The sequence below is a fragment of the Leptospira alstonii serovar Sichuan str. 79601 genome (genome assembly GCF_000347175.1).
GTDB classification, from domain to species: Bacteria; Spirochaetota; Leptospiria; order Leptospirales; family Leptospiraceae; genus Leptospira; species Leptospira alstonii.
Genome location: NZ_ANIK01000035.1, coordinates 150,001 through 157,500 on the forward strand (window position 1 = coordinate 150,001; position 7,500 = coordinate 157,500).

Consider the following 7,500-nt stretch of genomic DNA (forward strand, 5'->3'; position numbering starts at 1 on the left):
TCCAGAGCTTTTACTGCGGAACCGTGAACGATAGGAGTCGTATCTCCTGGGAAACTATATTTGTTGAGAAGGTCGCGAACGTCCATTTCAACCATTTCAATCATTTCCGCTCTTTCATCGGGAGCAAGCATATCAGCTTTGTTGATAAATACGATCACGTAAGGAACGCCTACCTGACGAGCCAGAAGGATGTGTTCTTTTGTTTGTGGCATTGGTCCGTCAGTTGCAGATACAACGAGGATAGCCGCGTCCATCTGAGCCGCGCCTGTGATCATGTTCTTCACATAGTCGGCGTGACCGGGACAATCTACGTGTGCGTAGTGACGGTTAGCAGTTTCATATTCCTGGTGAGAAGTAGCAATGGTGATCCCACGAGCTTTTTCTTCCGGAGCGTTATCAATTTGGTCGTAAGCAACAGCTTTGTTCTTACCACCGATCGCTTTTGCAAGTGTAGTAGTAATAGCTGCCGTCAGGGTTGTTTTACCATGATCCACGTGACCAATTGTACCAACGTTTAAGTGAGGTTTCGACCTATCAAATTTTTCTTTAGCCATAGCGACCTTTTAATCTCCTTACTTTTTAACGAACCCTAACGGGAATCGACTAATGTAATTACGTTATAGTGTTCAGGGTCAAAGAGGGAGTCTATAGACAGAACACCCCTTCCCTGTGTCATATTTCTAAGAACGCCTGCAAAGCCAAGCAAGTTTTCCGTAGAAGCCTTTGCGTGCACAAGCGACTTGCCGTCTCCAAGAGGAATTACTTCCTGAATCTTCGCGTTTCTCTTAGAGAGAGAACCGAACACATCGCCTAACGACGAATCGGGTATCAAAATCTCCAAACGGGAAACCGGGCCGACCAATTCCGTATGTTCCGGAATTATGTCCTTTAAGCCTTTGATGACGGCGACTTTTACAAGGGAAGAAACGTCGATCGTTTGATCCGGCGGATCGTAACGATGAACGATTAGATCCAAGCCGAGCACTTCTTCTCCCTTGGATCCCTTTGCCACTACTTCATAAAATGCTGATGTAATAGCTTCTTCTAGAGTTTCAGTAATCTTAGTTTCAAACCGCACTTCTCGGGTAAAGCTGTTAGAGCTGACCAGAGAGGCGTGCACCAGTCCGCTTGAGATTTTTTGATCAAACGCGGTATGCTGAAATTCACCCTGTCGTACCATTTTTTTCCAGAGCTCAAACCTTGCAACTTTTATCCCACTGAGATTGAATTTATGCGGAAAGAATTCGCGCAAACGTGAAAGAGAAACTTCCAGATGTAATTCTCCGAGACCGGAAAGTTGCATCTGTCCCGTGTCCGGAAGAATTTTGATTTCCAGACCTTCGTCCAACCAAGTAAGAGTTTGCAAAGAACTCCAAAGCGAATCCCTATGTTCGGCGGCTTCCGGCTCGAGTAAGATTTGAAACTGTTTTCGAATAGGAGCGAGTTCCGACTTATATTCTTTTTGCGCGGATGAATAGAGAATGTCCCCCGGCTTTAGAAATTCCAATCCCGTTCCGACGATAATTTCCCGGGGTTGCGTCTTTGGTGTTTCCTCGAAATCCCGGGTGGATAAAAGGTAAAACGAGCGCAATCGTCCCTCGCCCGATTCCGAGTAAAATGAGGAATTTTGTGGGAACTCCCGCGAAGGAAGAATATAAACGATTTTGCCCAGATCCGGGTGGAGTTCCCGCTTAAAGGCAATCCCCAACTCTTCTTTAGGTCGGAACTCCGGCAGATACGAGACGGAGAGAAGTTCGAGAACGGCGAGGAGTTCCCGCACACCGTCTCCGTGTAAGGCGGCGCCTCCAAAAACCGGGAAAAATTCTCCCTTCCAGAATCCTTCGGTAAAACCCTGGCGCGCCAGGTCGGCAAGAGAATCCGGGTTTTCCAAATAACGATCCGAAAGTTCGGAATTCCATTCCAAAAGAGGCAGAAGTCCTTGGTCGGAACTACGCTCCTGAAGTAAGGCACATTCCTCGCCTTCTTTCCAAAGAAGAACCGGTTCCTTTTCAAGAACCGCTTCCAAATCCACGAGGGAATCCGTGATATCGATTCCTTTTCGATCTAATTTGTTTAAGAAAAATAGAATGGGAATTTTTCTTTTGCGGAGCCATTCTACGTTTTGAAGCGTCTGCGATTTTAAACCTTCGAACGCGTCGATCAAAACAACTCCGAGATCCGCAACGATCAGGGACGCTCCCGTCTGACTTTGAAAATCGAGATGACCGGGATTGTCCAAAAATTGAAAGAGAACCTTGGGTTCTTTTTCGCTCGGCCAAAAAACTCTCGCAAGTGTGGTTTGAATGGAGATCCCGCGTTCGATTTCTTCCGACAAATAATCGGATTCGGTCGTACCGTCTTCGATGGTTCCGGGCTTACGGATTTTTCCCGACTCAAAAAGGATTCTTTCCAAAAGAGTCGTTTTACCCGCGTCGATATGAGCAAAAATTCCAACGTTCAAGATCTGCATTTGTTTTTGCCTTTCGGGGATTTCTTATTTTTTAGGAAGTAGTTTTTGAAGCCGTTCAAAGGAATCCACACCGTAAGGAATTAGTGGATAGGTTTTAGGACTTTACAAGGAATTTACAGAATAGAAAAATTTTACTTTGTCAGAGTTTGATTCTTTTCAGACTAAAAAGGAACTATTCACTAATTCCTGACCCCTAAATTGTATATTATTTTTATTATATTCTTCTTCTCTAATTTCAATTTCTTGGCTCCGCCTCGATCGCTCACGCATTTAAGAGGATAGATTTTAGGACTTTAATACCATTAGTTTCACTGAGAAACAACATTACGAAAAACTCAAACTTCACTTCCTATAAACAAAAAAGAGAGGCAAAGGCCTCTCTTTTTACGATCTGAAATCGACTCCGACTTCCGGAGCCTATAAAACGTTTTCTTACCAGCGATAGTGGCTGAAAGCTTTGTTCGCTTCCGCCATTTTTCGGATATCTTCTTTTTTCTTGATAGCGGAACCGGTTCCCTTCTGAGCTTCGATAAATTCCGCAGCCAGTTTGGAAGCCATTCCCTTTTCGTTTCTATCTCTGGAATAACGGATCAACCAACGAATACCGAGAGCGAGTCTTCTTTCCGGACGAACTTCGATAGGAACCTGATAGGTAACCCCACCCACTCTTCTGGACTTTACTTCCACTTGTGGTTTCGCATTTTCCAATGCTTCGCGGAAAGTAGTGTAAGGATCGTTTCCGGTTTTTTTCTGGATGATTTCTAACGCATCATAGAATAATTTCTCAGCTACGGATTTACCGCCACTCAACATTAGGCAGTTAATAAACTTCGCAACTTGAACGTCGTTGTAAACTGGATCCGGAGTAATTTTCCGGGGTTCAACTTTTCCTCTTCTTCTAGACATGATTCAATTCTCCCGATTAAGCCTTAGGACGTTTCGCACCGTATTTGGAGCGACCGTTTCTTCTCTTATCCACACCCAAGGTGTCGAGGGTTCCACGAATGATATGATAACGAACCCCTGGAAGGTCTTTTACTCTTCCGCCGCGAATCAGAACCACGTTGTGTTCCTGAAGGTTATGTCCCTCGCCGGGAATGTATGCAGTCACTTCGATCCCAGTTGTTAAACGGACCCTTGCGACTTTTCTCAAAGCCGAGTTCGGTTTTTTCGGAGTAAACGTCATTACTCTCGTACAAACTCCTCTTCTCTGAGGAGAGCTCTTTAATGCAGGAGATTTAGTTCTCTTCTTCTGCTTTTGCCTGCCGTGGCGAATCAATTGACTGATTGTTGGCATGAATATCCTTCTCTAAAAAAATTTCAGATCGTTTTTACCAGATCGTCAAACACTCTCGATTTGTAAAGTGAATGACGGTCATTCTAATCGGGCTTGAACCCGACGGTAACTCGGAGTTGGCCCTTTCCATCCATCAAGACTCTCCGCTTCGTTTGATTTTGAAGGGAGAATCGTGAATTTTTCTTTTTCGATATCCGAAAAACTATACGAAAGAATTTTGCGGACTCACACAAAATAAAAGCCTATAACGCTCCTACTTTGTGTTCGTTCAAAAAGTGCGTTTTAAAATCGCGACATTTCATTCATCCGCGTCAGATTCTTCGGCGATCGCTTGTGGGATCTCCTCTTCCTCTTCTTCTGCGAGAGGACGATCGAGATCTCCATAAGTGGATTTGAATACCACGATATCCTTATACTTCTTCGTTCCGGTTCCGGCAGGAATCATGTGACCGATAATGACGTTCTCTTTGAGGCCCATCAAGTTATCGGTTTTTCCTTTGATCGCCGCGTCGGTAAGAACCTTGGTCGTTTCCTGGAAGGAAGCGGCCGAGAAGAAGGATTCCGTATTCAAGGAAGCTTTTGTAAGTCCGAGAAGAATCGGAACCGAATCCGCAGGAGAACCACCTTCCGCGATCACTCTCTTGTTTTCATCGTTGAACACAAGTCTATCGATTTGTTGCTGATTTACGAAACTGGTATCACCCGAATCCGTAATCAGAACTTTCCGGAGCATCTGACGAACCACAACCTCGATGTGTTTATCGTTGATATGAACCCCTTGAAGTCTGTAGACCTCTTGAACTTCCTGAACGAGATACACTTGAAGCGCAGTCACACCTTTTACTCGGAGAATATCGTGAGGATCGAGATTACCGTCGTCGATTTGATCTCCTCTTTTCACGAAGTCTCCGTTGCGAACCCGAATCTGTTTCCCGATCGGAATCGCAACCTTTACTTTTTCCTGATCCGGATTGTCCGGATGGATATAAAGAATCCGTTTTTCTTTTACGATCTCGCCGCTGATCTCGATCTTTCCGTCGGTTTCGGCAAGAGTTGTAGCATCCTTCGGTCTTCTCGCTTCGAAAAGCTCGTCGACTCTCGGAAGTCCCCCGGTAATATCCCGAGTTTTTTCAGCCACAGTAGGAATTTTGAAAAGAATATCTCCGGCCTTCACTTTGTCCCCGTCTTGAACGGAGATGATCGCATCCACAGGAACCGAGTATTCTTCTCTCGAACTTCCGGAAATGACCGTGATTCTCGGGTTGAGTTTTTCTCTTCTCTGTTCGATTACCTTCAAGAGAATATTGGAAGTTTTAACGTCCTCGTCTCTTCTGACGTTCTTTCCGATTTCCAGATCCATCCACTGAATGCTTCCGTTGAATTCGGAAATTCCCACTTCGTTGTAAGGGTCAAATTCAGCGATCGGTTGGTTCGGCTGAGTGATGTCGTTTACTTTTACGTTCACGACGGTTCCGGTTTTAACCGGAATTACTGCCTCTTCTCCCAAGATACGGAAAACCCCATTCTCAATATGAATGGTTCCCGGCATTTCGGAAGTGATGTTTTCTCCGCTCGGAGAAGTAGCCACCAATTCTCCCTTATCCACCTTCTGTCCGTTTTCAACGCGTAAGTTGGAAAGTTCTTCGGTCTTGTATTGTTGAATCAATCTCTGAATTACGATGGATCCGCGACGAGAGAATACGTTTTGTTCTTTATCGTTACGGAGCAGACGTCCGTTGATATTGTTTACGATCGCAGTATAAGAAACCTTGTGTTCTTTCTCTTGAACCTTAGCGGACGCGGCGCCACCGATGTGGAACGTTCTCATCGTGAGCTGAGTTCCGGGTTGTCCGATCGACTGAGCCGCGATGGTTCCGACCGCTTCCCCGATTTCCGCAGGAATGAGTCTCGCCATGTCCATACCGTAACAACAGATACAAACGCCTTGTTTCGATTCACAAGTCAGAGGAGAACGAACTCGGATCTTATCATAACCGAGATTCTCTACTTTTTGTCCTACTTCTCTTGTAATCAGAGTATTTCTCGGATATACGACTTGATCGGTCACAGGATCGATTACGTCTTCCGCAGTATAACGTCCAAACACACGGTCGTTCAGAGAAACGATTACGTTCTCCCCTTCTTTTACGATACCGAGAGAAATGGATTCTTCGGTTCCGCAATCGTCTTCGGAGATGATCACGTCTTGAGAAATATCCACAAGACGACGAGTCAAGTAACCCGCGTCCGCCGTTTTTAACGCCGTATCTGCGAGACCTTTTCTCGCACCGTGTGTGGAGATGAAAAATTCAAGAACCGAAAGTCCTTCGCGAAAGTTCGAACGAATCGCGAGCTCGATAATTTCTCCGGAAGGTTTCGCCATCAAACCGCGCATTCCCGCGAGCTGACGGATCTGTTGTTTCGATCCTCTCGCACCGGAAGCCGCCATGATGAACACGGGGTTGAATCCGCCCTTGTCTTTTTCCAGTTCCTTGAACATGGATTCGGTGATGAGGTCGTTGGTTTTTGTCCAGATCTCGATTACCTTTTTACGGCGTTCTTCGTTTGTAATGATCCCTTTGCGATACTCGGAGTCGGCTTTTTCGACTTCTTTGTTCGCATCGTTTACGAGTCCGACCTTACCCGGAGACACACGAATGTCTTCGATAGAGATTGTAGGAGCGAACAAAGTCGCATAACGATATCCTAATTTTTTAATATCGTCGAGCATCAATACGGTTTTTGCAGGACCGTATTTGTCGTAAACGTCCGCGATGATCTTGTTTGTTTCCTTATCGGAAAGAGGTTTGTTTACGTAGGCGTAACCTTCCGGAAGAATCGTGTTGAAGATCAATCTTCCCGGAGTCGTTTCGAGAATCTTTCCTTGGTGATAGACGCTGATCTTGGTTCTGAATTCTACCACACCTCTGTCGATCGCGTAGTGAACCTCGTCCAAGTTGGAGAAAGATTTCAAAGGAACACCCGCGGGAGTCGGAAGTTCGGAAGTTAAATAATAAATTCCTAATACGATATCCTGAGTCGGTCCGCAGATCGGATGTCCGTTCGCGGGGTTCAGAATATTGTGAGGAGAAAGCATCAACATCCAAGTTTCCAACTGAGCTTTTGGAGTCAGAGGAACGTGGATCGCCATCTGATCCCCGTCGAAGTCGGCGTTGAACGCGTGACAGACAAGAGGATGGAGTTTGATCGCCTTTCCTTCCACAAGGATCGGTAAAAACGCTTGTATCCCGAGACGGTGAAGGGTCGGAGCTCTGTTCAACATCACAGGGTGCTCTTTTACGACGTATTCTAAAACGTCGAAAACTTCTTTGTCTTCGGCTTCTACTTTCTTTTTAGCGGACTTGATGTTCGGAGCTAAGTCCAGATCCACAAGTCTCTTCATGATAAAAGGTTTGAAAAGTTCCAAAGCCATTTTCTTTGGAAGACCCATCTCGTGATATTTCAACTCAGGGCCGACTACGATCACGGAACGACCGGAGTAGTCTACCCGCTTACCGAGAAGGTTCTGACGGAAACGGCCTTGTTTCCCCTTGAGCATGTCGGAGATGGATTTAAGAGGACGGTTTCCCTTTCCTTTTACGGCGCGTTTTCTACGAGAGTTGTCGAAGAGAGCGTCCACCGCTTCTTGCAACATTCTCTTTTCGTTCCGAACGATGATCTCAGGAGCTTTCAGAGCGAGAAGTCTTTTGAGACGATTGTTACGGTTGATGAC

At 45.7% G+C, this 7,500-nt stretch carries 5 protein-coding genes (2 of these 5 cut by a window edge); all 5 read right to left on the minus strand.

The features are described 5' to 3' along the window. Positions 1–554, minus strand: the beginning of a protein-coding gene (gene tuf, locus LEP1GSC194_RS09085) for an elongation factor Tu (RefSeq protein ID WP_036041860.1). The gene continues 652 nt to the left of window position 1, outside the view; only the first 554 of its 1,206 coding nucleotides appear in the window; it begins with the start codon at positions 552–554; the stop codon falls past the left edge of the window. A 35-nt stretch (positions 555–589) separates the two neighbouring features. Next, positions 590–2,470: an elongation factor G-like protein gene (locus tag LEP1GSC194_RS09090; protein WP_020773339.1), complete on the minus strand. Its 1,881-nt coding sequence runs from the start codon at positions 2,468–2,470 to the stop codon at positions 590–592. 432 nt (positions 2,471–2,902) lie between these two features. Then, complete coding sequence (gene rpsG, locus LEP1GSC194_RS09095) at positions 2,903–3,376, minus strand: 30S ribosomal protein S7 (RefSeq protein ID WP_002748192.1); 474 nt, start codon at positions 3,374–3,376, stop codon at positions 2,903–2,905. Positions 3,377–3,392: 16 nt separating this feature from the next. Next, complete coding sequence (gene rpsL / locus LEP1GSC194_RS09100; protein ID WP_001142358.1) at positions 3,393–3,767, minus strand: 30S ribosomal protein S12; 375 nt, start codon at positions 3,765–3,767, stop codon at positions 3,393–3,395. A 298-nt stretch (positions 3,768–4,065) separates the two neighbouring features. Next, positions 4,066–7,500, minus strand: partial view of a DNA-directed RNA polymerase subunit beta' gene (rpoC, locus tag LEP1GSC194_RS09105; protein WP_020773335.1) — the 3' portion only. Its footprint extends 780 nt past the window's final position; 3,435 of the gene's 4,215 nt are visible here — the last part of the coding sequence; its start codon lies beyond the right edge, outside the window; the stop codon is at positions 4,066–4,068.